We start from the raw sequence: 26,676 nt of genomic DNA, 5'->3' as shown, positions 1-26,676 counted from the left end.
AGCCATTCCGTGCGGTCGCCCGCGCGCACGATGACGTTCCTGGTCGCTCCGCGACGAACTGTTACGGCGGCGATGCGCGCGCCGCCGATCCCTCTCTAGCGTGAGCGCCGATCCGCTTCCCGACCCGATGCCTGAGGAGCCCCCATGTCCCTTCTTCCGAGCCGTCGCGCTCGCCGTCTGCTTCTCGGCGTCGCCGGCGTCACGGCAGCGACCATCGCCATCGCCGGCTGCGCGTCGCAGTCGCCGGACGCGGGCGGCTCCGGTGCGGACGGCGACTTCTCCGGACAGTCGCTCAACGCCCTGCTGATCACCTCGCACGAGGGAGCGGGCAACTGGCTCAAGGAGCACTTCGAGGAGGAGACGGGCGCCGAGGTGAACCTCACCATCGTGCCCTACGACGAGATCGGCTCGACCCTCGCCCTCGACCAGCAGTCCGGCGCGAACACCTTCGACGTCGCCGCGCCCTGGTACGTGTCGATCGGCGATCTCGCCGAGGGCGGCTCGATCCAGGACCTCACGGACTGGATCGACGAGACGCCGTCGCTCGAGACCGACGACTTCATCCCATCGATCAACGACACGTACACGCTCGTCGGCGACCGCCGCTACGGCCTGCCGTTCGACGGCGACACGCACGTGCTGTTCTACAACACCGAGATCCTCGAGCGGAACGGGATCACTGAGCCGCCGGCGACGTGGGACGAGTACCTCGCCGACGTGAAGACCATCACCGAGAACGAGGGCGCGGACGGCGTCTACGGGTCGGCGATCTTCGGACAGAAGTCGCCGCTGATCCTCGGCGCGGCCTTCGCCAACCGCCTCGCCGGCTTCGGCGGCGAGTTCGTCGACGAGGACGGGAAGCCCACCATCAACTCGCCGGAGGCCGTCGCGGCCGCGCAGGCCCTGGTGGATGCCGTGCCCTACGCATTCCCGACTCCCGCCGAGACCGACTTCGGCGTCGGGAACGGCGCCTGGTACGACGGCAAGGTCGGCTTCATCGAGAACTGGACGGACCTGGGTGTGGGCTCCGAGACGAACCCCGACTCGAAGGTCGCGGGCAAGTGGGGCGTCACGACCCTGCCGGTGGGCGGCGACAACACCGAGCCGAAGGCGTCGCTCGTCGCCGGCTTCACGTGGGTGATCGCCGCGAACACGCAGAAGACCGACCTCGCGAAGGCGTTCATCGAGTACGCCGCGTCGAGCGACGTGAACTCCGAACTCATCGTCGCCGACCCGCAGACCGGCATCGACCCGAACCGCGAGTCGTCGCTGGAGAGCGCCGCCTACGGCGAGACCTACCCCGACCTGCAGCGCGTCAACCGCACGACGCTCAGCGGATCGCTCGCCTGGCCGACGGGGGAGAACGCCTCCCAGGCCGCGCAGATCCTCACCAACGAACTCGCGAAGCTCATCGCGGGCGACGGCGGCTCGGCGCAGGAGACGCTCGACCGCGTGCAGGCCGAGTGGGAAGACATCCTTGGCTGACACTCTCGCCGCGCCTGCGCTCACGCGTTCCGCCCGCCCGTCCGGCCTCGCGCCGCGACGGGCGGGTCGGCGCGCGTCGGCATCCGTCGCCCTGTTCACCGCGCCGACGATCCTGTCGATCATCGTGCTGGGGGCGTACCCGCTGCTCTTCATCCTCGCCGCGGCCTTCAGCGACTCGACCCTGGGCCGGCCCTTCCAGGAGTGGGTGGGCACGGCGAACCTGGAGAGCATCCTGACGGACGCCGACGTCGTCGCCTCCTTCGCGCGGACGGTCGGCTACGCCCTCGTCGTCGCGGTCGCGAGCGCCGTGTTCGGGGTGGCCATCGCCGTCGCGCTGGAGCGGGCGACGCGGTCGGGAGCGGTCGTGCGCACCCTGCTCCTGCTGCCGCTCATCACTCCGCCGGTGGTCGTCGGCACTCTGTGGAAGCTCGTGTTCAACCCGGGCGGCGGTCTGCTCGCGACCGTGCTCCCCGACGTCTCGCTCGCTCCGCTCTCGACGACGGCCTGGGCGCTGCCCGCGATCGGCCTCGCCGATGTGTGGCAGTGGACGCCGCTCATCGTCATCCTCGTCTACGCCGCACTGCTGACGCAGGACCCCGCCGTCCGCGAAGCGGCCTCGCTCGACGGAGCCCACGGCATCCGCCTCTTCCAGCACATCACGTGGCCCGCGATCGCGGGAACGGTCGTGGCGGCCTTCTTCATCCGCCTCGTCATCGCGCTCAAGGTGTTCGACCTCGTGTTCGTGATGACCTCGGGCGGGCCGGGCCAGGCGTCGACCACGACGACCTATCTCATCCAGCAGGTCGCGCTGAAGGAGTTCGACATCGGCCGGGCGTCGGCCATCACGATCGTCTTCGCGGTCATCGTCACGGCCGTCACGCTCGTCGTCGCCGGCTTCGCTCGGAAGGCCCGTCATGAGTGAGCGTCGCGTGCGCCCCCGTCCTGTCGCGAGCACCGTGCTGTTCGTCGCGCTCGCCGTGACGCTCGTGCCGCTGCTGTATCTCTTCTCGGTGTCGCTCATGGGGCGGGACGAGACCGTCGCCGGGGTGCTGTGGAGTGCCGACCCGCACTGGTCGAACTGGGGCGACGTGCTCGCGACCGACATCCCCCGGTCGATCCTCAACTCGGTGCTCGCGGCCCTCGGCGGCGCTCTTATCTCGCTGGCCTTCGCGGTGCCTGGCGCCTGGGCGATCGTGCGGCACAACGCCGGCGGTCGCACGCTCGGCGCGACCCTCATGAGCCCGTGGCTGCTCCCGCCGATCGTCGCGGTGGTGCCGCTGCTCACGCTGCTGCGCGTGATCGGCCTGAACAACACCCTGGTCGGTCTGACCCTCGTGTACGCGCTCGTGAACGTGCCGGTCGCGGTGTGGCTGCTGGAGGGCTTCGTCCGCCGACTGCCCGTCGAGATCGAGGAGGCGGCCCGCATCGACGGCGCGGGATCCGCACGCCTGCTGTGGTCGGTCGTCGTGCCGCTGCTGCTGCCGAGCCTCGTCGCGATCGGCATCATCGTCGCGATCCTCAACTACAACGAGTTCCTGCTGGCGACGTTCCTCACGCAGAGCGTCGACGCGCAGACGTTCCCCGTCGCGCTCTCGCTGTTCTACGGCGACCGCACGCCGCACTTCGGCAAGATCGCCGCAGCGTCGTTCATCGGGGTGATCCCGGTGTTCGCGGCGGCGGTGTTCTTCCAGCGCTGGCTCGTCGGAGGGCTCACCGCGGGCGCGGTGCGCTGAGCGACGACGTCAGCCGCGGACGGGGGATGCCGTCAGCCGCGGACGGGCGACGCGGTCAGGGCGTCCCGTCCGCCTCGGCGAGGAATCGTGCCTGGCGCAGCCACTGCTCGCCCAGGCCGCCTTCGTGCTCGTTGAAGGGGTAGTCGACGATGTCCGCGGCGCCGGCCCAGCTGTTCCGGGCGGCGTACACGGTCGAGGGCGGGCAGGTCTGGTCGAGCAGCGCCACCGAGAAGAGCGCGGGAGCGGTCGCGCGCTTCGCGAAGGTGACGCCGTCGAAGTACGAGAGCGTCGTGAAGACCTGGTCGACCTGGTCGCGGTGCACCGAGAGGTACCGCACGATCTCCTGGTAGGGATCGCGCCCCGTCATCCCGACGGCACGCTCGAAGTGGCACAGGAACGGCACGTCGGGCATCACCGCGACGAGACCGTCGGCGAGTCCCGCGACGGCGATGGCGATGCCGCCGCCCTGGCTCGTGCCGGTGACCGCGACGCGGTCGGGATCGAGTCCGTCGATGCCGCGCGCGGCGTCGACCGCGAGCACGCCGTCGGTGAACACGCGCCGGTAGTAGTAGTCGGCGGGGTCGAGGATGCCCCTGGTCATGTAGCCCGCGACGGACGGGCCGGTGCCGTGCGGGTCGGGGGTGCTGCCGCCGGTTCCCCAGCCGGACCCCTGACCCCGGGTGTCCATGAAGAGGTGCGCGTAGCCGGAGGCGGCCCACGCGATGTGCTCGTGGGGGAGGCCGCGTCCGCCGTTGTAGCCGTTGTACTCGACGACGACCGGCAGTGGCTCCTCGGCCCCCGCGGGGCGGGTCAGCCAGGCGGAGATCGGATCCCCTTCGTATCCCGAGAACGTCACGTCGAAGACCTCCACGGTGCGCAGTGGCGAGTCGACGCGGGTCAGGCGTGCGGGTTCGGCCTTGGCGCGGGAGGACGCGAGCGTGGTGGTCCAGAACTCGTCGAAGTCCGCGGGCTCCGCGACGTCGGGGCGATACGCGCGCAGCTGTTCACGGTCGAGATCGAAACGGGGCATGACAGCATCCTGGCAGAGTCGCCGACCCCGATCGGTCAGGAGCGGGGCGGGCCGGAGGAGTCGCGCACGATCAGCTCGTGCGTGGTCGTCACGGTGCGCGGCTCGTCGCTCTCCGGCCGGAGGATGAGCGACACCGCGTGCTGTCCCATCTCGAACATCGGGATGCGCGCGGTGGTGAGAGCGGGGGCCACGTCGGCGGCGACGGCGATGTCGTCGAAGCCGACGACCGAGAGGTCGTCTGGCACGCGGATGCCGTGCTGTCGGAGTTCGCTGAGGATGCCGATGGCCATGGCGTCGTTCAGGCCGACGATCGCCGTGAGCCCCCGATCGAGGAGGTCGCGGGCGCCGACCATGCCGCCCTCGCGGGTGAAGGCGTGCGAGACGACGGCGAGTTCGGCATCCGCGTCGGTCAGGCCCTCGCGCAGACCGGCGATGCGGTCGGTCACGGTGTTGAGCTCGAGGGGCCCGGCGACCACGCCGATGCGGCGGTGGCCGAGGTCGGCGAGATGGCGCCCGATCGAGACCCCTGCACCGTGGTTGTCGGGCAGGACGGAGTCGATGGCGAGGTGGTGCCTGCCGATCGCCGCCGCCCGGCCACCGGCCTGCGCGAAGTCGGCCAGGGCCGTCGTCATCCGCTCCTCGTGCGCGGGGTCGGAGTATCCGGACCCCGCGATGATGATCGAGCCGACGCGTTGCCGCCGGAGGGACTGCACCTGCGCGAGCTCGCTCTCGGGCGTGCGGTCGGCCTGGGCGATCTGCACCGAGCGGTTCTCGAGCGTCGCGCTGCGGATGACGCCGCTCGCGATCTCGGAGAAGTAGGGGTCGCCGATCTCGTGGACGAGCAGGCCGATGGTCGGCACGAGTCCGCCGGCGAGGCCGCGGGCGTGCAGATCGGGTTCGTAGCCGAGCTCTTTCGCGATGCGGCGCACGTGCTCGGCGACGGACTGGGAGATGCCCGATCCGCCGGTCATCGCCCGTGAGGCGCTGGCGAGCGACACCCCTGCGGCCTGGGCGACGTCGATCAGGCGCGGTGTGCCGGTGCTGCGCTTCATGAATACCTCCCCCAGGGAGCTCATCCGACGCGGCTCGCGTTGAGGGTTGCTCTCGACGTTTCTCTCACAGTATATTGACGGAAGCGCTTACGAAAGCGCTTTCGCTTACGATGACGTAGGAGACACGCGCATGACTGCACGCCGCCAGAGTCGACGGATCGCCGGCGCGATCGGTACGGCCACGATCGCCGCACTGCTTGTTTCGGCCTGTTCCGGAACCGGGGACCAGTCGGGCGGTGAGGGCGGAGAGGACCCCATCGTCATCGGCATCTCGCTGCCCCTCACCGGCGACTTCTCGGAGCCGGGCAAGGGGGTGGAGCGCGGCTACGAGGCCTGGCGCGACATCGTCAACGAGAACGGCGGGCTCCTCGGACGCCCGGTCGAGCTGAAGATCCTCGACGACCAGTCCAACGCCGACCGGGTCGTGTCCGATTACGAATCGCTCATCGCGCAGGACGGCGTCGACCTCGTGTTCGGCCCGTTCTCCACCCGCCTCGTCGTCCCCTCCGCGCGCGTCGCGCAGGAATACGGCATGCTCTTCGTCGAACCGGCCGGCGCGGCGGAGGAGGTGTTCGAGCAGGGCTTCGACAACCTCTTCTACGCCGCACCCGCGATCGCGAACGACCACTACAACAACCTCGCCGAGTATCTCCTCGCCCTTCCCGAGGACCAGCGACCCGAGACCGCCGCGGTCGCCGCGATGGACGACCCCTTCGCTCAGGGCACGGCCTACGGCCTCCGCGACAAGCTCGAAGAGGCCGGCGTCGAGATCCTCGTCGACGAGGTCTACCCGCCGAACACGACGGACTTCTCGACCATCGCCGCCAAGATCGCCCAGTCCGACGCCGACATCGTCATCGGCGGCACGCAGTACCAGGATGCGGTCAACCTGATCATCGCGCTGCAGCAGCTGAACTACCAGCCGGAGCTCGCGGCGTTCTCCACCGCCCCCACCAACCCGGAGTTCGCCGCCGCGATCGGCGGGGCGACCGAGGGCATCCTCGCGCCGACCGGCTACTCGCCCAAGTCGCAGTTCCCCAGCAACGTCGAGTTCGTCGAGAAGTACACCGAGATGCACGGCAACCCGCCGTCGGAGGACGAGGCGAACGCCTACACGACCGGTCAGGTCGTCGCGGCAGCCGTCGAAGCCGTCGGCTGCGCCGAGCAGGGAGAGTGCCAGCAGGAGCTCATCGACTGGCTCCGCGACAACGAGGTCGAGACCGTGGTCGGCCCGCTCAGCTGGGACGAGACGGGCAAGCCCACCGGTGCGCACCTGATCCAGCAGTGGGTCGGCGGCGAGATCCTCATCGTTCTCCCCGAGGACGTCAAGGAGACCGAGTTCCTCTTCCCGAAGCCGACGTGGTGATCCGCAGATCGTGAGCGGATCCCTCCTCCTCCAAAGCCTCATCCTCGGTGTGCTGCTGGGCGGGCTCTACGCCCTCCTGGCCGCCGGGCTCACCCTCTACTTCGGCATCATGCGAGTGGTGATGATCGCGCACTCCGCGTTCCTCATCCTCGCCGCCTACCTCGCGTGGTGGTTCAACCGGGAGACCGGCATCGACCCCCTCGTGTCGCTCGTGGTCACCGTGCCGCTGTTCTTCCTCACCGGCGTCGTGATGCAGCGGCTGCTCGTGTCGAGGCTCAAGCCGCTGACCCTCACGATGATGTCCGTGCTGCTCACCTTCGCGGTCGCGCTCATCATCGAGGGCGCCCTCGGCTTCTTCTTCACCGGCACGCAGCGGCGCATCCCGCTGCCGTACGCGAGTGCGAGCCTCGAGGTGTTCGGCGCGCAGGTCCCGGTGGTGAAGCTGATCGCCTTCGGCCTCGCGGCGGTCGCGCTCGCCGGTCTGTTCGTGCTGCTGAAGTACACGAAGTTCGGACAGGCGCTGCGCGCCACGATCCAGCATCCGGAGGCCGCGCGTCTGGTCGGCATCAACACCGACCGGGTGGCGGGGTACGGGTTCGGGCTCGGGCTCGCGACCGCCGCGATCGGCGGCACGGCGCTCTCGCTCGACGCGACGATCTACCCGTCGCTGCACTGGCACTGGATCGGCCCGCTCATGGCCATCATCGTGGTCGGCGGTCTCGGCAGCATCCCCGGTGCGGCCATCGCCGCGCTGGTGCTCGGCGTCGCGCAGAGTCTGCTGCAGCTGCCTCTCGGGCCGACCTGGGCGCAGACGGTGTTCTACGTCGCCCTGTTCGCCACGCTCATGTTCCGCCCGCAGGGATTCTTCGGAGGTCGTCTTGCCCAGCGTTTCTAGCCGCGAACCGATCGCGACCGAGACGGTCGTCATCGCTCCGCCCGCGCCCGTCCGCCGCCCGGCGGCCAAGTGGGTGCGCCTCGTGCTCCTCGTCGTCGGCGCAGCCCTCGTGCTGTCGTTCCCGACGATCGCTCCCAACCCGTACATCCTGTCGGCCGGCGTGGTGATCCTGAACTACGCCGTGCTGTCGACCGGGTGGAACTTCATGGGCGGCTTCACCGGGTACATCTCGCTCGGGCACGCGGCCTACTTCGGCCTCGGCGCCTACGGGACCGGGCTCCTCATCAAGTACGTCGCCCTGCCTGGCTTCGTGGCCTGGATCCTCGCCACGGTGCTCGTCGCGGTCGTCGCCATCCCGATCGGCATCGCCGCCCTGCGCGTGCGAGGGGCGTCGTTCGTGATCGTCTCCATCGCCTTCGTGCTCATCATGCTGCTGGTGTTCCAGAGCTGGCGCGACGTCACGGGCGGCTCCGAGGGACTCAACGTCCCCCGGCCGTTCCCCGGCATGCTGCGCCCGGAGCACCACCGCGTGTTCTTCTACCTCTTCGTCGCCGTGCTCGCCTTCGCCCTGCTCACCTGGTGGATCATCGACCGGTCGAAGTTCGGCACGGCGTTGAAGTCGATCCGCGAGGACGAGGACAAGGCGCAGTCGCTCGGCGTCCCGACAACCCGCTACAAGCTCATCGCCTACATCCTGTCCGCGTTCTTCGTGGCACTGGGCGGCGGCCTGTACGCACTGTGGTTCGGCGACCTCGACCCGATCTTCCAGTTCTCGATCCTGATCGGGTCGTACATGGTGCTCATGGCGCTGCTCGGCGGGGTGCGCAACCTGTTCGGCCCGCTGCTGGGCGCTGTGGTCGTCGGCATCGCGCTCGAGTACTTCAAGCTCGAGTTCGGCGACACGCAGTTCCACCTCATCGCCACCGGCATCCTGCTCGGCGTCGTCGTGCTCTTCATGCCCGACGGCGTGATCCCTGCCGTCGGATCGCTCTTCCGGCGCAGGTCCGACCAGGCGTCGATCCGCGAGGTCACCGCGGCGGAGCTGCTGGAGCAGAACGAGAAGCGCACGGCGGATGCCGCGAACAAGGAGACGTCAGCATGAACGCCGCCACCACCACGCTCGAGAGCCTCAGCACCGTCGAGATGACCAAGCGGTTCGGCGGCGTCACCGCCGTCGACGCGGCGTCCGTCCGCTTCCAGGAGGGCAAGGTCAACGGCCTGATCGGACCGAACGGGTCGGGCAAGACGACGTTCTTCAACTGCGTCACAGGCATGATCAAGCCGGACTCGGGCGAGGTGCGCTACCGGGGCCAGTCGATCGCCAGGAAGTCGCCCGACCGCATCGCGCGGGCGGGAATCGGACGCAGCTTCCAGCTGTGCCGTGTCTTCCCGCGGATGACCGTGATGGAGAACCTGCTCGTCGCGGTGCGGAGCACGAGCATCCGTCAGCAGCTGCGCTCGGCGCACGATCCCGACGAGCTGGAACGAGCACGCGGATGGCTGCGTCGCGTCGGCATCGACCACCTCGAGCACGCCGAGGCGCGCAACCTCAGCTACGGCCAGCAGAAGCTCCTCGAGCTCGCGGGCGTGCTCATGGGCGAGCCGGACACGATCATGCTCGACGAGCCGGCCGGCGGCGTGAACCCGGCGCTCATCGGTCGCATCGCCACGCTCGTCCGCGAGCTCAACGAGGAGGGCAAGACCTTCATCATCGTCGAGCACAACATGGAGATGGTCATGAGCCTGTGCGATCACGTCGTGGTGTTCGACCGCGGCCGACCGATCGCCGAGGGCACCCCCGAGATCATCCAGCAAGATCCGCGCGTCCTGGAGGCCTACCTTGGAGTCTGAAGCGAAGAACCTGCTCGAGCTGCGCGACATCGAGGCGGGCTACGGCCGCGCCGCGCTCGTGCTCCGAGGGCTCACGGTCGAGGTGCCGCCCGGTTCGGTCGTCTGCCTCGTCGGTCCCAACGGCGCGGGCAAGTCGACCGTGCTGAAGGTCGCGAGCGGGATGCTGAAACCGCGATCGGGGCGCATCTCGGTCGACGGGCGCGACATCACCGGCGACGGTCCGCAGTCGATGCTGCGCAACGGCCTCGCGCACGTGCTGCAGGGGCACAGCGTGTTCCGCGAGATGACGGTCGGCGAGAACGTCATGCTCGGCGCGTTCACCCTCAAGGACCAGAAGGTCATCCAGGAGCGCGTCGACTTCGTGCAGAACCTCTTCCCGATCGTGGGGGAGCGGTGGAAGCAGCTCGCGGGCCTCCTCTCGGGCGGACAGCAGAAGCAGGTCGAGTTCGCACGGTCGCTCATGGTCAGCCCGAAGGTGGTGCTGCTCGACGAGCCGTCGATGGGCCTCGACCCGAAGACCACCGAGAAGGTGTTCGAGCAGGTGGTCAGGATGCGGGATGCCGGCACCGCCGTGCTGCTCGTCGAGCAGAACGCCCGGCGCGCACTCGAGACCGCCGACATCGGCTGCGTGCTCGACCTCGGGCGCGTGCACATCTCGGGTCCGGCATCCGAGCTGCTGGCCGACCCCACGCTGGCCGCGCTCTACCTCGGAGGGAAGCCCGCCGCCAACCACTAGTCCGTCATCCGCAGGTCCGTCACCCACGAGGCCCGTCGGGCGGTCCGTCCGTCCACCTGCCCCGATCGCCCGCTCCGCTGCAGTGCCGCCCCGGAGCGAGGCATCAGTCACCCCGGCACGACACCGCACGACGACGACGTTGAGAGGTCTCCGATGCAGGAACGAAGCATGCGATCGATGAGCACGAACCGACGGACGGGCGGTGCTCCGCCGACCCGCCGAGCACGCAGACCCGTGGCCGCCGGAGCGGTCGCCGCGATCATGGCGGGTGGGCTGCTCGCCGCATCCCCGGCCGCGGCCGCCGAGCCGTTCACCGAGCTGATCGACTTCGAGGACTACCAGCGCACGACCCTGAACGGTCAGGACGGATGGGTCGCCTCGACCGCGCCGCAGGTGGTCGCCGATCCGCTGAACGGCAACAACCAGGTGGTCGAATCGGTCGGCGGAGGGCAGCAGGCCTACCGGGAGATCCCGGCGATCGCCGAGGGCGACACCGGCACGCTGTTCTTCCGTTTCCTGCGCATCGGCAGCGTCGACACCTCGTTCGGCCTCACCGACGTCGACGCTCCGAACGACTACACCCACAGCCGCGCCTACGTGAACAACCAGAACGACGACGTGCTGCGCGTCCGTGACGGAGGGGCGTTCCAGCCCGCCGGCGTGTGGTCGCGTGACGCCTGGCAGTGCGTGTGGATCGTCGCCGACAACGCGAACGACCAGGTCGCCGTCTACAGTCAGGGCGGCCCGTACGAGCAGATCACCCGTTTGCCGGAGGGCACCGAGGAGCAGTTCGGGTTCCGTCAGGCCGTCGACGGCTCGCTCGACCGCTTCTTCTGGAAGAACGGCTCATCGAGCGCCGGTCGCCTGCTGCTCGACGACGTCGCGGTCGACACCGCCCGCGAGAACCTCGCGATCGCCACCGGCAATGACGGCGACTGCGCACCGGGGGAGACGCCGGCTCAGCCGCTGCTCAACCCGCTGCCCGACCCCCAGCTCGCCTCCCTCGGCATCGAGGTCACGGAGCTCGCGCAGCTGCCGGCGTCGCAGACCACCCCGGCCACGCAGGATCCGCGTCTCGTGCGGCACAACCGCATCACGCACCTCGACGAGGTGCCGGACGGATCGGGTCGCCTGATGGTGCCGGACAACAACGCGATCCTCTACCTCGTCGACAAGGCGTCGGGCGAGTACGTGCCGTATCTGAACGTGCGGGATCAGTTCGTCGACAACTTCCACAACAGCGCGGGGCTCGGCACCGGGCTCGGCGCCGCGGAGTTCCATCCCGACTTCGCCGACAACGGCCTGTTCTACACGGTGCACACCGAGGGCGGAACGGCGCTGACCGAGGATGCCCCCGACTTCCCCGCCTACGGCAACACGCAGTTCCACAGCGTCATCACCGAGTGGAAGGCCACCGATCCCTCCGCCGAGACCTTCGCGGGTACCCACCGCGAGATCATGCGCATCCCCTTCGGCGGCCGCGTGCACACCGTGCAGCAGATCGCGTTCAACCCGACCGCCGAGCCGGGCAGTGCCGAGCACGGCATCCTGTACATCCTCGTCGGAGACGGCGGCAACGGCGTCGGCAACGGCAACCCGCAGGACCTCGCGACGCCGCAGGGCAAGGTGCTGCGCATCGACCCGACCGGATCCGACAGCGCGAACGGCGAGTACGGCGTTCCCGCCGACAACCCGTTCGTCGGACAGGCCGGAGCCCTCCCCGAGATCTATGCGCTGGGGCTGCGCGACCCGCACCGCATCAGCTGGGACCCCGAGGGAGACCACACCATGTACCTCGCCCACATCGGCGAGTGGCAGGTCGAGTCGATCTACGCCGTCGAGCCGGGCGACAACTTCGGATGGTCGGTGCGGGAGGGATCGTTCCTCGCCGAGAACCGGCAGATCTTCCCGCTCCCCGCCGACGACGCGCAGTACGGATTCACGTACCCGGTCGCGGCGTACGACCACAATCGCGATCCAGGTCAGACCGGTGACGCCGGAGTCGCGGTGAACGGCGGGTTCGTCTACCGCGGCGACATCGCCGAGCTGCAGGGGCGCTATCTGTTCACCGATCTCGTGCGCGGCTGGGTGCTCTCGACGCAGGCCGACGAGATGGTCCGCAACGACGGCGACATCGACGACCTGGCGACGATCGAACAGCTGCGGGTCTTCGCCGACGGCGTCGAGACGACGTTCCAGGAACTCGTCGGCGACACGCGCGTCGACCTGCGGTTCGGATCGGATGCCGACGGCGAGCTGTACCTCGTGTCGAAGGCCAACGGGAAGATCTGGAAGGTGACCGGTGCGCGCGATGCGGGCGCCCCGGCTTCGCCGTTCGTGCTTCCCGAGCTGGCGCCGAACGTCGTGACCCACCACGACTTCGACCATGCCGACACCGCGAACCCGACGGTCGAGGTCGACCAGGGGCGCTCGGGCACCGACATCGCGCTCATCAACGGCGGTGTGGAGATGCGCGTCGCCGACAGCGCGTACCCCGGCGCGGGCAGGGCCCTGCAGACGCAGCAGATGAGTCCGCGCACCGCGTCGAACGACGACTGGAAGGCGGGCGTCTACGACTCCTCGGGTGTCGACTCGCTCTCGGCGTTCGCCGGGGCCGAGCAGGTGTCGGTGATGGGATGGTTCAAGCCGACCGGCGACCACCCGGCGCCGAACTCGAACACCGCGAACCCCGACGACGTCTACAACGCGATCGGACTCGCCGGTGTGCTCACCGGAACCTCGGACGGACATGCGGTGCGTGCTCTGCTCGAAGTCATCACGGTCGACGGCGAGCTCAAGCTCGTCGCCCTCGGTCGCCGGGTCGACGGGGGAGGGTCGTGGACCTTCGCGGCCGACCTGCCCTGGGACGAGATCCTGAAGAAGGGGCAGTGGGTGCACCTCGCCGCGACGTTCGACTTCGCCGCCGGCGAGATGAAGCTGTTCATGAACGGCGAGGAGCTGGCGGGCCGGTACACGGCATCCAACCCCTGGGGTGGGGGCGCGACGTCCGACACCGCACCAGCAGGCATCAAGATCGGCGGCAGCTTCCCGCAGAACACGAGGGAGGCGAACCCGTTCCACGGACGCATGGACGACGTGATGCTGCTCGACACCGTGCCGACGGCCGAGCAGATCGCCGCGCAGTACGCGCTCTACGGCGCCGCGCCGAGCGAGCCGCCGGCGCCCGCCCCGTGCACGCCGGACGGCGAGGTCATCACCGACGTCATGGATGCCGCGAACTGGGCGCCGCGCACCCCTGCGAAGTGGGACTTCCCCGGCGACGAGATCGTGCTCACGGAGCCGGGAACCGACCCGGGCGACGGCATCCGCCGTCCCTTCGAGTACGCCGTGCTGACCGAGGGCGACGAGCTCGGCTCGTTCGACCTCACCGCGCAGGTGCGTCTCGACGAGAAGGCGTCGGTCAACAACCGCGACGTCATCGTCGTCTTCGGCTGGCAGTCCGACACGGAGTACTACTACGCCCACCTGTCGAAGGACAACACGATCTACCCGCACAACGGCATCTTCAAGGTCGACGGGGCCGACCGCGTCCGCATCGACGATCAGTGGAACGGCACGATCGGCGCTCCACCGGCGGTGACCGACGAGGAGTGGCACGACGTGCGGCTCATCCGGTGCGCCGACACCGGTCAGGTCGCCGTCTACCTCGACGGTCTGCCGTCGCCGCTGCTGACCGCGACCGACACGACCTTCCCCACCGGGCGAGTGGGCTTCGGCTCGTTCGACAACGTCGGTCGGCTGCGCGACCTGACGGTCACCGCGGCGACTGTCGACGACGTCGCCCCCGGCGTCACCGTCAAGAGCGAAGCGGGCGCGACGGTCGGACGCGACGGCGTCTACAGCAGGGTGTCGTTCAAGCTCCACGACGAGGGCCGGATCGACCGCCTGACGCTGAACGGTGTGGAGAAGGACCTCACGGATGCCGTCTGGTCCGACCTCAACGGCGTGGTCCCCGGGGCCTTCGGTGCCGTCGAGGGATCGAACACCCTCGTGCTGTCCGACCTCGCCGGCAACGCCACGACCGTCACCTTCACGCTCGACGTCACTCCGCCCACCGTCACGGTGAAGGGCGGAGCGACCCCGACCGGGGCCTACAGCGCGGTGTCGTTCAAGCTGCACGATCCGGGCAAGGTCGACCTCGTCGTGGTGAACGGTGCCGTGAAGAACCTCACGGATGCCGTCTGGTCGGACGTGAACAACGTCGTCGCCGGGTCGATGGGCGCCGTGGCCGGCGACAACACGCTCGTGGTGCGCGACGTCGCCGGCAACGCGACCACCGTCCGATTCACTCTGACGGTGTAGCGCGTTCCGTCTCGCTGCGCTCGCTCAACGACCCCGGGTCTCTCCCCGCGGGTCGTTGAGCGAGGCGCGCAGCGACGTCCCCTTCCCGCGGGTCGTTGAGCGAGGAGCGCAGCGACGAGACGAAACGCGGTCAGCTCCGCGGGTACTCGACGCCCGTGAGCTCTTCCGACAGCGTCCAGATGCGGCGAGCGTCGTCCTCGCTCCGCAGTCGCGAGTACAACGGCTGCTCGGCGGGAGCGCCGCCGAGGTGAGCGGGTCCGCTCGGACCGCAGAACGCTCCGCCACGCGCGTCGGGAGACACGGCGGCGTAGAGCGCGGGCAGCGCGGCGGACTCCGGAGTCCCCAGCAGGATGCCGCGCGCCGACAGCCAGCGGATCAGGCGCACGTCGAAACCGTCCTCGGCGCGGCCGAGTTCCGGGCGGGCGGCGAGCAGGCTCGTCGGCGCGACGCCGGGATGCGCGAGGTTGCTGGTGATACCCCAGTCCCGCGCCCGGCTGCGTCGTTCGAGTTCGAGGCCGAACAGTCCGAACGCGATCTTCGAGTGGCTGTAGGCCCGGCCGCCGCGATACGACGTCTCCCAGTTCGGGTCGTCCCAGTTGATCGCCCCCTGGTTCGCCGAGACGCTGATCTGGGTGGTCACGCGCGCCCGGCCCTCGCGCAGGAGCGGCAGCAGGTGCGCGACGAGCGCGAAGTGCCCCAGGTGGTTCGTGCCGAACTGCAGCTCGAAGCCGTCGGCCGTGGTCTGACGCTCCGGAGGCGTCATGACGCCCGCGTTGTTCACCAGCAGGTGGATGGGTGCGCCCTCGGCACGCATGGCGGCGCCGAACGACTCGACCGACTCCAGTGACGAGAGGTCGAGCGGCAGTGTGCGCACCTCTGCGGCGGGGGTGTCGGCGCGGATCGAGCGCACCGCGGCATCCCCCTTCGTGCTGTTGCGCACCGGCAGGATCACCTCGGCGCCCGCTCGTGCGAGCCGGGTGGCGATGCGCAGGCCGATGCCGTCGCTGCCGCCGGTGACGACGGCGCGTCGGCCGGTCAGGGAAGGAAGGGTGATGTCGATGGTGCGTCGTGGCATGGTGTGCTCCTCGGTGTCTTCGTCCACTCTCGCGAGGTGACGACGCCGTATCCAGGACATGACGATCAGTGGATGCCGGGAGCGCACCGTGTGAGGATCGATCAGACGAACCAGGGGGACACATGCCGATCGACCGCGACGCGCTCGCCGAGTTCCTGCGCCACCGCCGCGAGGTGCTGCAGCCGGAAGACGTCGGTCTGCCGCGGGGGAGCCGCCGTCGCACCGCGGGCCTCCGCCGGGAGGAGGTCGCGGCGCTCAGCCATATGTCGCCGGACTATCTCGCGCGGCTCGAGCGGGGCAGCGGTCCGCAGCCGTCGGAGCAGATGCTGTCGTCGATCGCGCAGGGACTGCACCTGACGCTCGATGAGCGCGACCACCTGTTCCGTCTGGCCGGGCATCGTCCGCCGCAGGGCGGGGCCGGCTCGGAGCACATCAGCCCCGGCATGCTGCGCATCCTCGACCGGCTCGAAGACACCCCGGCCGAGATCGTGACCGAGCTGGGCGAGACGCTGCGGCAGACGCCGCTCGGCGTCGCGCTGACCGGAGACACGGCCGCTCTCACCGGCCCGCCGCGCAGTCTCGGGTTCCGGTGGTTCACCGACGCGCGCACGAGGGCGCTGTACCACCCCGACGACCACGACTTCCTCGTGCGGCTCTGGGCCTCCGGCCTCCGTGAGCTGGTGTCGCTGCGGGGTCCGCAGTCGCGGGCGGCCGAGTACGCCCGCCTGCTCGCCGAGCGGAGTGCGGAGTTCCGCGCGGCGTGGGAACGACAGGAGGTCGGCATCCGCCCCCGCGACACGAAGCGATTCGTGCACCCGGACCTCGGCGAGATCGAGCTCACCTGCCAGACGCTCGTCGACCCGGTGCAGTCGCACCTGCTGCTCGTGTACACGGCTGTGCCCGGCACGGAGAGCCACGAGAAGCTGCAGCTGCTCTCGACGCTCGCGCCGCGTACGACTCGCTGAGGCGCACCTGCCCCGGTCGCAGTCCGTGCCGCCGAGATGCGATCTCGACGGCGCAAACTGCGACCGGGGTGCGGAGACCGCGCGTCAGCGGATCGCGTAGACCGCGCCGCCGACGATGATCGACACCGCCGTGGTCCAGAGGATGATCGCAGCGGCCTGCCAGATGAGCACGCGGCCCTTGCCGACGCCGGCGGCGGCGAGCATGGTCGCGGTGAAGTGGGTCGGCAGCAGCAGGGGGCCGAGCAGGCTCACGCCGGGAACGCCGTAGCGCTCGAACGCGCGCTGGAACTTGGCGCGGCGCGCGGAGCCGCGGTCGGTCTCGGCATCCACCTCGGCGAGCGAACCGCCGCCGGCCGCGACGGCCTCGCGGTTGCGCGAGCGGGTGACGATCGCCTTGCGGGCCCCCGCGCCGGCGATCACGAGGATCGCGACGCAGAGGAAGTTGCCCGCCATGGCCGCGATCGCCGCGACGACCGGGTGGATGCCGCCGATGATGCCGATCGCGGCCGCGCCCTCGCCCTCGATGAAGGGGATCGCGCCGGCGAGCGCGACGATGAGCGGCTGCACGAGTTCGGGGACCTGCGCGACGAGGTTCTGGAACGTCTCGACGAGGTTCATGATGGGCTCCTGTGGCTCTGGGGAGGCGGTGTCTCCGCCCTGATGACACCAGTCCATCGCGTCCGCGGATGTTGCGGCAGTGTCGCACCGTCACCGGTTTCCGGACGGTTCGCACGCGGCATCCATGACAACTGTCACGCCCCTATGGTGGGAGGGGTGAGCAGCCCTTCCGCCGTCGCCGGTCCGCTCGGCGACCCGCCTCCCGGCGAGCGCGCGCTGGCCCGCGGCATCACCGCGACCTGGTGGTACACGGTCACCGCCGTCGTCTTCATCGAGCTGTTCCTCGTGTTCGCCTGGGCGCTCCGTGTGCTCGCGACCCCCGTCGACCCGATCGCGATCGTCGTGGTCGGCATCGGCGGCATCGTCTGGCTGCTGTCGACGGTGGTGCTGCTGTCGGCGTATCGGCACCGGGTCGAGAACGGGCCGGGATTCCCGTGGGCGCGGATCGCCGCGCCGCTGCTCGTCGCCGTCGCCTACGGGGTGGCGGCCGGTCTCGCCGCCGACAGCTGGCTCTTCGGGGTCATGCCCGTCGCCCAGTCGGTCGTCCTGCTGAACTGGCAGCGCGGTGTGCGGGTGCGGGTCGTGGGCCTCGCCACTCTCGTGATGATCGGCTTCGCGTTCATCGACGGTGCGCGCGGCGCTCTGGGCGGTGGCGTCTCCGACTGGGTCCCCACGCTCTACGCGATCGTCATCCCGGCGATGTCGGTGTCGTCGCTGTGGTGGTGGGACGTGCTCGTCACCCTCGACCGGGCGCGCGCGTCGGAGGCCCGCCTCGCCGCGACGCAGGAGCGTCTGCGCATCGCGACAGACGTGCACGACCTGCAGGGGCATCACCTGCAGGTCATCGCGCTGCAGCTGGAGCTCGCCGAACGGCTGATGGCGCGCGACCCGGACGCCGCACTGGACCAGCTCCGTGCCGCCCGCGCCAGCGTCGACGACGCCAGACAGGGCACGCGCGACCTCGCCACCCGGTTCCGGTCGGTGCCGCTCGGCGACGAGGTCGCCAACGCCCGCGACCTGCTGAGTGCCGCAGGCATCGCCGTCGAGGCGGAGATCGCACCGGATGCCGGTGAGGCACCGGCATCCGCGCTCGGTCCCGTGATCCGCGAGACGACCACGAACGTGCTCCGGCACGGCGCGGGACGCCGCGCGCGGCTCACCTTCGCGCGGGCGGGGGACGAATGGCGGTACGAGGTGGTGAACGACGTCGACCCCGCCGCACAGCGCGAGCACACGGGGTCCGGCCTCGACGGCGTGAAACGGCGCATCACCGAGGCCGGTGGCACGCTCGAGGTGCGAGACGAGGGCGGCGAGTTCGCGGTCGTCGTCACCGTGCCGGCGACGGACGATCCACAGGGAGGGCGGCGATGATCCGGGTGCTGCTCGCCGACGACGAGGGGATGATCAGGTCAGCGCTCGCCGCGCTGCTGCGACTCGAGGGCGACATCGACGTGGTCGCCGAATGCGAAGACGGCGAGCAGGCGGTCGCCGAGGCGCTGCGGCTCACCCCCGACGTGTGCCTGCTCGACCTGGAGATGCCGGGTCTCGACGGCGTCGAGGTCGCCGAGCGTCTGAACCGATCGATCGCCACCCGCTGCGTGGTCGTCACCCGGCACGCGCGTCCCGGCGTGCTGCGGCGAGCGCTCGCTTCGGGTGTCTCGGGGTTCCTGCCGAAGTCGCGCGGCGCCGACGAGGTCGCCGACGTCATCCGCCGCGTGGCTGCGGGGGCGCGCTACGTGGACCCCGAGATCGCGGCCGATGCGCTCAGCGACGAGCGCTCGCCCCTCACCGACCGCGAGCTCGACGTGCTGCGTGCCGGCAGACGAGGGGAGACGACAGGGCAGATCGCCCGCGCCCTGTCACTCGCGCCGGGGACCGTGCGCAATCACATCTCCGCCGTGCTCGCGAAGCTCTCGGTCGCCACGCGTCAGCAGGCCGTACTCCTCGCCGAGGAGCGCGGCTGGATCTAGAGCGCACGTCCGCTGCGACGCGGCGATACGTTGGTCCGATGAGCGAGAACGTCCAAGAGTATTGCGACTGGTGCTTCGGTGGGCTGACCGAGACCGCCCGTGAGAAGTCGCGTTGGTTGGGGCTGGCGTCCGAGAAGGTGTGGGCGTGTTCGGACTGTCTGGCGGCCGGCCGGTATCAGCTGCCGCCTGAGTCCTGGATGGGTCGCGAGGACGAGTGGCTGGCGAACGACGAGTATGTGCTGAGCGAGGACGACCTCACCGCGATCGTCAACGCGCTCAACGAGGTGCTCCACGGACCGGAGGCCATCGAGGACTGGGAGTTCTCCTCGCGGGTCGGTGTCTCGCGGTCGGCCGCGCGCCAGACGTTGCGGCGGATCGCTCAGTCGCCGGGATACCGCGCGACGATGTCGCCGGCCTAGAAGTCATCGCCGCCGCTGTGACGGTCTCCGCGATCTGCCGCGCCCGCTCGCGCAACATCGCCGAAACCTCGCATGGCTAGCGTGGGCACAGCGATGAGGGAGAGGGACAGATGGGCGTGACCATCCACCGTGTCGACTGGGAGCACGCGGATGCCGTGCGGCTGCGCGCTGCACAGCGTCGGGAGCTCGACGAGCGGTACGGGAGCGACGATCACGAGCCCGGCATCATCCCCTCCGCGGACGACGTCCCGGTGTTCCTCCTCGCGCGGGACTCCGCGGGGGAGGCGATCGTCTGCGGCGGCCTCCGCCCCCTCGACGAACCCGGGCTCGGAGACGCGGTCGCCGAGATCAAGCGCATGTACGCGGCGCCGGAGGCGCGGGGCACCGGTGCTGCCGCATCCCTGCTGCGCGGTCTGGAGGACGAGGCGCGCAGCCTCGGCATCCGTCGTCTCGTGCTCGAGACGGGTGAAGCGCAACCCGATGCCGTGCGGTTCTACACGCGCGAGGGATACACGGCGATTCCGCTGTACGGGCACTATGTCGGCAGTGGCCTGTCGCTCTGCTTCGCGAAGGACCTCACGCCCTGACCAGGCTCAGAGCGGCGGTCCGACGATCGCGGCCGAGTCGGGGCCGAGGGTGATCCGGTCCTCCTGCAGGCGGGAGTCCGCGGTCTCCAGCAGCACCGAGTCACCGGGGCGGATCTCGAAGTCGACGTCTGTGCCGGTGAGGTTCACGAGCACGGCCACTGCACCCCTGTCGATGCGGAACGCCCGGGCGTCCGGGGCCGCGTCCGCGTGCTCGACGGCGGCCAGCGTGTGCGTCATGTCGGGATCGGTGAGCTCGGATCGCTCGCGTCGCAGCGCGGTCAGTCGGCGGTAGAGCGACAGCAGGCGCGCGTGCGCGGGATCCTCCTGCTCCTCCCAGCGCAGATGCGAGCGCTCGAAGGTCGCCGGATCCTGCGGGTCGGGAACCTGCGCCGGATCCCAGCCCATCTTCGCGAACTCGGCGATGCGTCCCTCAGCGGTCGCCCGGCCGAGTTCCGGTTCGGGATGCGAGGTGAAGAACTGCCACGGAGTCGACGCGCCCCACTCCTCGCCCATGAACAGCATCGGCGTGCCGCGGGTGGTGAGGGTCAGCACCGCGGCGACCGCGAGCCGCTCGGGAGACAGCGTCGCCGACAGGCGGTCTCCGGCAGCACGGTTGCCGATCTGGTCATGGTCCTGCGCGAACGTGACCAGGCGCCACGCGGGAACCGTCTCCGGGATCCGCGAGCCGTGGTTCCGCTCCCGGAACGACGAGTAGGTGCCGTCGTGGAAGAACCCGCTCTGCGACACCTTCACGAGCGCCTCGGGATCGGCGAAGTCCTCGTAGTACCCCGCGGTCTCGCCGGTCAGCGCGACGTGGGCGGAGTGATGCCAGTCATCCGACCACTGGGCGGTGAGGCCGTAGCCCCCGGCCTCGCGGGGCAGGATCAGCGTCGGGTCGTTCATGTCCGACTCGGCGATCAGCGTCAGCGGGCGGCCGAGATGCGCCGAGAGCGCATCGACCCGCTCCGCGAGCTCACGCAGCAGGTGCGTCGGGCTCGAGTCGTGCAGGGCGTGCACGGCGTCGAGGCGCAGGCCGTCGACGTGGAAGTCGCGCAGCCACATCAGCGCGTTCTCGATGATGTACTCGCGCACCTCGTGCTCGTCGAGGTTCACGGACGCGCCCCACGTGTTGCTCTGGCCGTCGCGCAGGTACGGACCGAACTCGGGCAGGTAGTTGCCGCTCGGGCCGAGGTGGTTGTACACGACGTCCTGGATCACGGCGAGGCCGCGTTCGTGCGCAGCCTCCACGAACCGCTGATACGCGGCAGGGCCGCCGTACCCCTCGTGCACGGCGTACCAGAGCACGCCGTCGTAGCCCCAGTTCCACTGGCCGTTGAAGGCGTTGACCGGGAGCAGCTCGACGTGGGTGACGCCGAGACCTGCGAGGTGGTCGAGCCGCCCGATCAGCGCGTCCAGCGTGCCGTCCGGCGTGAAGGTGCCGACGTGCAACTCGTAGATCACGCCACCGGCGAGCTGGCGACCGGTCCAGTCGGAGTCGTCCCATTCGAACAGGCCCGTGTCGAACACCGCCGAGGGACCGTGCACGCCGCCCGGCTGACGCAGCGAACGGGGGTCGGGGCGCAGGGCGTCGCCGTCGCCCAGCACGAACCCGTATCGCTCGCCCTCGGGGAGGTCGAGCGACGACACCCACCAGCCCTCGCGGCGATCGTCGCGGGCGAGCTCGTGCTCGCCGATCACGGCGCCGCCCGGCGTCAGGCGTCGCAGGCGCACGCGCTCGGCCCGGGGAGCCCAGACGCCGATCATCGCTCGTCCACCAGCAGTGCGACGGGGTAGGTGTCGAGCAGCTCGGCGACCCGCACGGGCCCCGGCTCGATGCGACGCCCTGTGAAGACGTCGGTCGCGGGCAGGTCGCGGCGCAGCAGCACCGTGTCGCCCCATCCGCCGCGCCGCTCGAGCGCGACCGGCAGACGCGTCGCGACGGCGAGCACGCCGCCGCGGTCCATCGCGACCACGTGATCGGATGCCGGCCCTGCGGCGACGCCCGCGCGGTACCGGTCGAACAGCTCGGGGTTGTCGCGGCGGAGCCGCAGTGTGCGCGAGGTGACGAGCATCTTCGCGAGCCCGGAGTCGTCGACCGGGGGCAGCGCACCGCGAGCCACGTCGGCGTCGAGGCTGCGCAGCATCCTCTCGCGCTCAGCGAAGTCGACGGGGCGGCGGTTGTCGGGGTCGACCAGCGAGTGGTCCCACAGCTCGGTGCCCTGATAGACGTCGGGCACGCCGGGTGCGGCGAGCTGCAGCACCTTCGCGGAGAGCGAGTTGCTGCGCCCGTGGCCGACGATCTCGCCGACGAATCCGTCGAGGATGCCGCGGGCCGCGCCGTTCGCCGCCTCGGCGATCGCGACGACGCCCTTCTCGAACTCCTCGTCCGGATGCTGCCAGGTGGTGCCCTCTGCGGCTTCGCGCGCGGCCTTCAGCCCGTACTCTCGCAGTCGCTCGGTCGAGATCGGCCACGCGCCCACGGCCGCCTGCCACAGCAGGGAGTCGAACGGTCCGTGTCCGGTCGACGCGACGGTGCGGAGATCCGACAGCACTTCGGCCCATCGATCCGGGATCTCGGCGAGCACGGCGAGGCGCGCTCGTACGTCCTCCGAGCGCTTCGTGTCATGCGTCGACAGCGTCGTCATCGAGTGCGGCCAGGACGCCAGTCGAGCGCGTTGCGCCTCGTGGAACGCCTCGACCGACAGCGACGCGATCGACGGGTCGGCGCCGACCTCCGTCAGCGTGCCCAGCCGGGTGAACCGGTAGAACGCGGTGTCCTCGACACCCTTCGCCATGACCGCGCCGCTCACCTGGGGGAAGCGCTCCGACACCTCGAGCGCCGTGTCGAAGAGCAACGGCGTCAGTTCGCCGATCGCCTCCGCGAGATCGGGTCTGCGGGCGACCGCCGCGTCGATGGCGTCCTGCAGGTGCTCGCGTCCCGCGGGGAGGTACGACCGGTAGACCGGGAATCCGGCGATGATCTCGGCGAGGGCGTACTTCGCTGCGACGACGCCGTGCGGCAGCGACCGCACGAGCCGGTGCACCTCGGACTGCAGGATGGTCTCGGCGACCATGCGCTTCGTCGACACGGTGAGGTCGTGCCAGTCCTCCAGCACGGGCAGACCCGAATCCTCGCGCAGGCGGGCGTCGAGCACGTCGAGCTGTGCGACGCCGTCGCCGTCGACGAGGACGCGGTCGATCTCGGCCAGCGCGTCGTACCCCGTGGTCCCGTCGGTGCGCCACCACGACGGCAGCTCCTCACCCGGTTCCAAGATCTTCTCGACGAGCGTGTAGGCCGCGCCCGTGGCATCCGCGAGGCTCTCGAGGTAGCCGGCCGGATCGACGAGCCCGTCGGGGTGGTCGACCCGCAGACCGTCGGCGAGACCGTCGGTGATCCAGCGCACGATCTCGCGGTGCGACTCCTCGAACACGTCGGGGAGCTCGACGCGGATGCCGGCCAGTTCGGGCACCGCGAAGAACCGGCGGTAGTTCAGCTCGGCGTTCTGGTCCTCCCAGAACCGCAGCTCGTAGTTCTGCGCGTCGAGCAGCGCAGGCAGGTCATCGGCGAGATCGCCTGTGCCGGGGGCGAGGGGCAGCACGTGCTCGAAGTAGTGCAGGGTGCCGTCCGGCGCGTCGTCCGCCCGGGTCGTGTCGACGACGATGTCGCCGGCCGCGAGCACGTCGTCGACGGGCGAGCCGAGGATCGGCAGACGGATGCGACCGTCGCCCAGGCGGCGGTCGACGTCGAACGCGACGGCGTGCCGCGATGCGCGGCCGAGACGCAGCACGTCCCACCACCACGGGTTCTCGCGGGGACTGCCGACGCCGACGTGGTTCGGCACGATGTCGACGAGGATGCCGAGGCCCGCTGCGCGCGCCGCGGCGGCGAACCGGTCGAGGCCCTCCCGCCCGCCGCGCGACTCGTCGACGCGCGAGTGGTCGACGACGTCGTAGCCGTGGTCCGAGCCCGGGGTCGCAGCCAGCAGAGGCGAGAGGTACGCCCACGACGCACCGAGCGCCGACAGGTACTCCGTCGTCGCCGCGGCGTCGTCGAGCGTGAATCCGGCGCGGATCTGCAGGCGATACGTCGACAGCGGACGCCGCGTCATCGAGGGAGCTCCGGGGTCGGCGCCGGAGCCGGAGCCTCGGCGCGCTCGGTCTGCATGCGCAGCGACGCTTCGACGGAGTCGTCGGTCGGCGGCTCCTCCTCCGCGGCCTCGCGCAGCACGAGCAGCGAGGTCGCCTCGAGCGTGACCGCCGAGCTGGGAGCGAGCCCGGTCTCGCCTGCGCGCTCGCCGAAGGTGTCGACGACCACGTCCCAGCCGCTGCCCAGACGCTCGTCGGGGAGCACCGCGTCGACGGCATCCGTCCCGCTGTGGAAGTAGACGAGGAAGTTCTGATCCGACACCGGCTGGCCCCGGCGGTCCTTCTCGCGGATGCCGTGGCCGTTCAGGAACACGCCGACCGCGAGGCCGAAGCCGTTGTCCCAGTCCTCCGGCTCCATGCGGCGGCCGTCCGGTCGCAGCCAGACGACGTCGGGCGTGCGCTCGCCGTCCTCCGAGCGCACGGGGCGCCCGTCGAAGAAGCGGCTGCGACGGAACGTCGGGTGATTGCGACGCAACCGGGCGAGCGCGGCGGTGAACTCGATGAGCGGGTGGTCGGCCGCTTCCCAGTCCACCCAGGTGATCTCGTTGTCCTGCGCGTAGCCGTTGTTGTTGCCGTGCTGGGTGCGGCCGAGCTCGTCGCCGTGCGCGATCATCGGCACGCCCTGCGACAGCAGCAGGGTCGCGAGGAAGTTCCGCTGCTGTCGGGCGCGGAGCCGGTTGATGCCCTCGTCGTCGGTCGGACCCTCGACGCCGTTGTTGGACGACCGGTTGTGCGATTCGCCGTCGTTGTTGTCTTCGCCGTTGGCCTCGTTGTGCTTCTCGTCGTACGACACGAGGTCGCGCAGGGTGAAGCCGTCGTGGGCGGTCACGAAGTTGATCGACGCGACGGGGCGGCGGCCCGAGTGCTCGTAGAGGTCGGCGGACCCCGTCAGGCGCGAGGCGAACTCGCCGAGCGCCTGCGGCTCTCCGCGCCAGAAATCGCGCACGGTGTCGCGGTATTTGCCGTTCCACTCCGTCCACTGCGGGGGGAAGTTGCCGACCTGGTATCCACCGGGACCGACGTCCCACGGTTCGGCGATGAGCTTGACCTGCGAGACCACCGGATCCTGCTGCACCAGCTCGAAGAACGCCGCGAGGCGGTCGACGTCGTAGAACTCCCGGGCGAGGGTCGATGCGAGGTCGAAGCGGAAGCCGTCGACGTGCATCTCGGTCACCCAGTAGCGCAGCGAGTCCATGATGAGCTGCAGCGCGTGCGGGTTTCCGGCGTTGAGACTGTTCCCCGTGCCGGTGTAGTCGGTGTAGTAGCGGCGGTCCTCTTCGAGGCGGTAGTACGCCTCGTTGTCGATGCCCTTCATCGACAGCATCGGACCCAGGTGGTTGCCCTCGGCGGTGTGGTTGTAGACCACGTCGAGGATCACCTCGATGCCCGCCGCGTGCAGCGCGCGCACCATGGCCTTGAACTCCTGCACCTGCTCGCCGTGCTGACCGCTCGACGCGTACTCGTTGTGCGGCGCGAAGAAGCCGAGGGTGTTGTACCCCCAATAGTTCGACAGGCCCTTCTCCTCGAGGATCGAGTCGTGCACGAACTGGTGCACGGGCATGAGCTCGATGGCGGTGATGCCGAGGTGCACCAGGTGCTCGATGACGGCGGGGTGCGCGATGCCGGCGTAGGTGCCGCGGAGATCCTCGGGCACGTCGGGATGCTGGATCGTCAGGCCCTTCACGTGGGCTTCGTAGATGACCGTCTGGGCGTAGGGGGTCTTCGGCAGACGATCGCCGGCCCACTCGAAGAACGGGTTCACGACCACGCCCTTCACCATCGCCGCCGCCGAGTCCTCGTCGTTGCGGGAGTCGGGCTCGCCGAAGTCGTATCCGAACAGCGGCTGGCCCCAGTCGAGCCGGCCGGAGACGGCCTTCGCGTACGGGTCGAGCAGGAGCTTGTTCGGGTTGAAGCGCTGCCCCTGCGCGGGGTCGAACGGTCCGTGCACGCGGTAGCCGTAGAGGCGACCGGGCTGGATGGACGGCAGGTAGCCGTGCCACACGAAGGCGTCGACCTCTTCGAGCTCCACGCGGTGCTCGGTGCCGTCCTCGTCGAACAGGCACAGCTCGACCCTCTCGGCTCCTTCGCTGAACAGCGCGAAGTTCGTGCCCTGACCGTCGAACGTCGCCCCGAGGGGATACGGCGACCCGGGCCAGACCTCGAGGCTCACAGAGCGCGCCGAACAGACGCTGCGCGGTGCAGGACCGTCTTCACCGCTTCGTGGAAATCGTGCACCTGCGCCACCTCCTCCGCGCGGGGGTACGGCACTCCGACGTAGCAGACGAAGACCGGGGCGACGTGCTCGATGTATCCGACGGGACCCTCATGCAACACAACGTAGCGGTCGATGTCGACGCGCTCATACAGGGGCTCGGGAGCGGGGGCCGGCGGCGGGGGGACATCCCGCGTCTGCGTGCGTTGGTCA

21 protein-coding genes are annotated in these 26,676 nt (G+C 70.1%); 14 read left to right on the top strand and 7 right to left on the bottom strand.

What is annotated here, in order from left to right:
- Positions 1-144 precede the first annotated feature (144 nt).
- Genes MRBLWO14_RS05635 through MRBLWO14_RS05625 form a run of 3 tightly spaced genes read left to right on the top strand, consistent with a single transcriptional unit; the run spans position 145 to position 3,218 of the window.
- The gene (locus MRBLWO14_RS05635) at positions 145-1,485 is read left to right on the top strand and encodes a sugar ABC transporter substrate-binding protein (protein ID WP_341935477.1); all 1,341 of its coding nucleotides are present in this window, start codon (positions 145-147) and stop codon (positions 1,483-1,485) included.
- Entirely contained in the window at positions 1,478-2,407 is a 930-nt protein-coding gene (locus tag MRBLWO14_RS05630) for a sugar ABC transporter permease (protein WP_341935475.1), read from the top strand. The genes MRBLWO14_RS05635 and MRBLWO14_RS05630 overlap by 8 nt, the downstream gene beginning before the upstream one ends.
- Complete coding sequence (locus tag MRBLWO14_RS05625) at positions 2,400-3,218, top strand: carbohydrate ABC transporter permease (RefSeq protein WP_341935474.1); 819 nt, start codon at positions 2,400-2,402, stop codon at positions 3,216-3,218. The genes MRBLWO14_RS05630 and MRBLWO14_RS05625 overlap by 8 nt, the downstream gene beginning before the upstream one ends.
- Positions 3,219-3,273: 55 nt before the next feature.
- Here MRBLWO14_RS05625 and MRBLWO14_RS05620 read toward each other — a convergent pair whose 3' ends face one another.
- Together MRBLWO14_RS05620 and MRBLWO14_RS05615 are read right to left on the bottom strand one after the other, a co-directional pair.
- Positions 3,274-4,248: an acetylxylan esterase gene (locus tag MRBLWO14_RS05620; protein ID WP_341935473.1), complete on the bottom strand. Its 975-nt coding sequence runs from the start codon at positions 4,246-4,248 to the stop codon at positions 3,274-3,276.
- 35 nt (positions 4,249-4,283) lie between these two features.
- Positions 4,284-5,300 carry a LacI family DNA-binding transcriptional regulator gene (locus MRBLWO14_RS05615; protein ID WP_341935472.1) on the bottom strand — a complete coding sequence of 339 codons (1,017 nt, stop codon included), beginning with the start codon at positions 5,298-5,300 and terminating at the stop codon, positions 4,284-4,286.
- 130 nt (positions 5,301-5,430) lie between these two features.
- Between MRBLWO14_RS05615 and MRBLWO14_RS05610 the strand changes: the two genes are divergently transcribed.
- The 6 genes from MRBLWO14_RS05610 (at position 5,431) to MRBLWO14_RS05585 (ending at position 14,471) form a co-directional block, all read left to right on the top strand.
- Positions 5,431-6,666, top strand: a complete 1,236-nt coding sequence (locus MRBLWO14_RS05610) for an amino acid ABC transporter substrate-binding protein (protein WP_341935471.1) — start codon at positions 5,431-5,433, stop codon at positions 6,664-6,666.
- A 10-nt stretch (positions 6,667-6,676) separates the two neighbouring features.
- A complete protein-coding gene (locus MRBLWO14_RS05605; RefSeq protein WP_341935470.1) occupies positions 6,677-7,561 on the top strand; it encodes a branched-chain amino acid ABC transporter permease in 885 nt (294 codons plus the stop codon).
- Complete coding sequence (locus tag MRBLWO14_RS05600) at positions 7,545-8,663, top strand: branched-chain amino acid ABC transporter permease (RefSeq protein ID WP_341935469.1); 1,119 nt, start codon at positions 7,545-7,547, stop codon at positions 8,661-8,663. Before MRBLWO14_RS05605 ends, MRBLWO14_RS05600 begins: the two co-directional genes overlap by 17 nt.
- On the top strand, positions 8,660-9,412 hold the full coding sequence (locus tag MRBLWO14_RS05595) for an ABC transporter ATP-binding protein (RefSeq protein WP_341935468.1): 753 nt from the start codon (positions 8,660-8,662) through the stop codon (positions 9,410-9,412). The genes MRBLWO14_RS05600 and MRBLWO14_RS05595 overlap by 4 nt, the downstream gene beginning before the upstream one ends.
- Positions 9,402-10,148, top strand: coding sequence for an ABC transporter ATP-binding protein (locus tag MRBLWO14_RS05590; RefSeq protein ID WP_341935467.1), 747 nt, complete (start codon positions 9,402-9,404; stop codon positions 10,146-10,148). The genes MRBLWO14_RS05595 and MRBLWO14_RS05590 overlap by 11 nt, the downstream gene beginning before the upstream one ends.
- A gap of 177 nt (positions 10,149-10,325) precedes the next feature.
- The gene (locus MRBLWO14_RS05585) at positions 10,326-14,471 is read left to right on the top strand and encodes a PQQ-dependent sugar dehydrogenase (RefSeq protein ID WP_341935466.1); all 4,146 of its coding nucleotides are present in this window, start codon (positions 10,326-10,328) and stop codon (positions 14,469-14,471) included.
- 130 nt (positions 14,472-14,601) lie between these two features.
- Here the strand turns inward: MRBLWO14_RS05585 and MRBLWO14_RS05580 are convergent, their stop codons facing one another.
- On the bottom strand, positions 14,602-15,546 hold the full coding sequence (locus tag MRBLWO14_RS05580; RefSeq protein ID WP_341935465.1) for an SDR family oxidoreductase: 945 nt from the start codon (positions 15,544-15,546) through the stop codon (positions 14,602-14,604).
- A gap of 122 nt (positions 15,547-15,668) precedes the next feature.
- Here MRBLWO14_RS05580 and MRBLWO14_RS05575 point away from each other — a divergent pair, with 122 nt between their 5' ends.
- Positions 15,669-16,511, top strand: a complete 843-nt coding sequence (locus MRBLWO14_RS05575) for a helix-turn-helix transcriptional regulator (protein WP_341935464.1) — start codon at positions 15,669-15,671, stop codon at positions 16,509-16,511.
- A gap of 84 nt (positions 16,512-16,595) precedes the next feature.
- Here the strand turns inward: MRBLWO14_RS05575 and MRBLWO14_RS05570 are convergent, their stop codons facing one another.
- The gene (locus MRBLWO14_RS05570) at positions 16,596-17,129 is read right to left on the bottom strand and encodes a small multidrug efflux protein (RefSeq protein ID WP_341935463.1); all 534 of its coding nucleotides are present in this window, start codon (positions 17,127-17,129) and stop codon (positions 16,596-16,598) included.
- A gap of 156 nt (positions 17,130-17,285) precedes the next feature.
- Here MRBLWO14_RS05570 and MRBLWO14_RS05565 point away from each other — a divergent pair, with 156 nt between their 5' ends.
- The 4 genes from MRBLWO14_RS05565 to MRBLWO14_RS05550 all read left to right on the top strand — a co-directional run bounded on the left by MRBLWO14_RS05565 (position 17,286) and on the right by MRBLWO14_RS05550 (position 20,105).
- The gene (locus MRBLWO14_RS05565) at positions 17,286-18,500 is read left to right on the top strand and encodes a histidine kinase (protein WP_341935462.1); all 1,215 of its coding nucleotides are present in this window, start codon (positions 17,286-17,288) and stop codon (positions 18,498-18,500) included.
- Positions 18,497-19,099: a response regulator transcription factor gene (locus MRBLWO14_RS05560; RefSeq protein ID WP_341935461.1), complete on the top strand. Its 603-nt coding sequence runs from the start codon at positions 18,497-18,499 to the stop codon at positions 19,097-19,099. Before MRBLWO14_RS05565 ends, MRBLWO14_RS05560 begins: the two co-directional genes overlap by 4 nt.
- A gap of 38 nt (positions 19,100-19,137) precedes the next feature.
- Positions 19,138-19,518 (top strand): hypothetical protein, encoded by a 381-nt coding sequence (locus tag MRBLWO14_RS05555; protein ID WP_341935460.1) that lies wholly within the window; start codon positions 19,138-19,140, stop codon positions 19,516-19,518.
- Between the two features lie 110 nt (positions 19,519-19,628).
- Positions 19,629-20,105, top strand: coding sequence for a GNAT family N-acetyltransferase (locus tag MRBLWO14_RS05550; protein ID WP_341935459.1), 477 nt, complete (start codon positions 19,629-19,631; stop codon positions 20,103-20,105).
- Positions 20,106-20,111: 6 nt separating this feature from the next.
- Here MRBLWO14_RS05550 and treZ read toward each other — a convergent pair whose 3' ends face one another.
- Genes treZ through glgX form a run of 3 tightly spaced genes read right to left on the bottom strand, consistent with a single transcriptional unit; the run spans position 20,112 to position 26,421 of the window.
- Positions 20,112-21,869, bottom strand: a complete 1,758-nt coding sequence (treZ, locus tag MRBLWO14_RS05545; RefSeq protein ID WP_341935458.1) for a malto-oligosyltrehalose trehalohydrolase — start codon at positions 21,867-21,869, stop codon at positions 20,112-20,114.
- Positions 21,866-24,214, bottom strand: a complete 2,349-nt coding sequence (treY, locus tag MRBLWO14_RS05540) for a malto-oligosyltrehalose synthase (protein WP_341935457.1) — start codon at positions 24,212-24,214, stop codon at positions 21,866-21,868. Before treY ends, treZ begins: the two co-directional genes overlap by 4 nt.
- A complete protein-coding gene (gene glgX / locus MRBLWO14_RS05535; RefSeq protein ID WP_341935456.1) occupies positions 24,211-26,421 on the bottom strand; it encodes a glycogen debranching protein GlgX in 2,211 nt (736 codons plus the stop codon). Before glgX ends, treY begins: the two co-directional genes overlap by 4 nt.
- Positions 26,422-26,676: the final 255 nt, after the last annotated feature.

It is taken from the genome of Microbacterium sp. LWO14-1.2, from assembly GCF_038397715.1.
Lineage (GTDB): Bacteria > Actinomycetota > Actinomycetes > Actinomycetales > Microbacteriaceae > Microbacterium.
The sequence above is the reverse complement of the archived record's forward strand: the minus strand, read 5'-3'. Positions and strand labels throughout refer to the sequence as shown.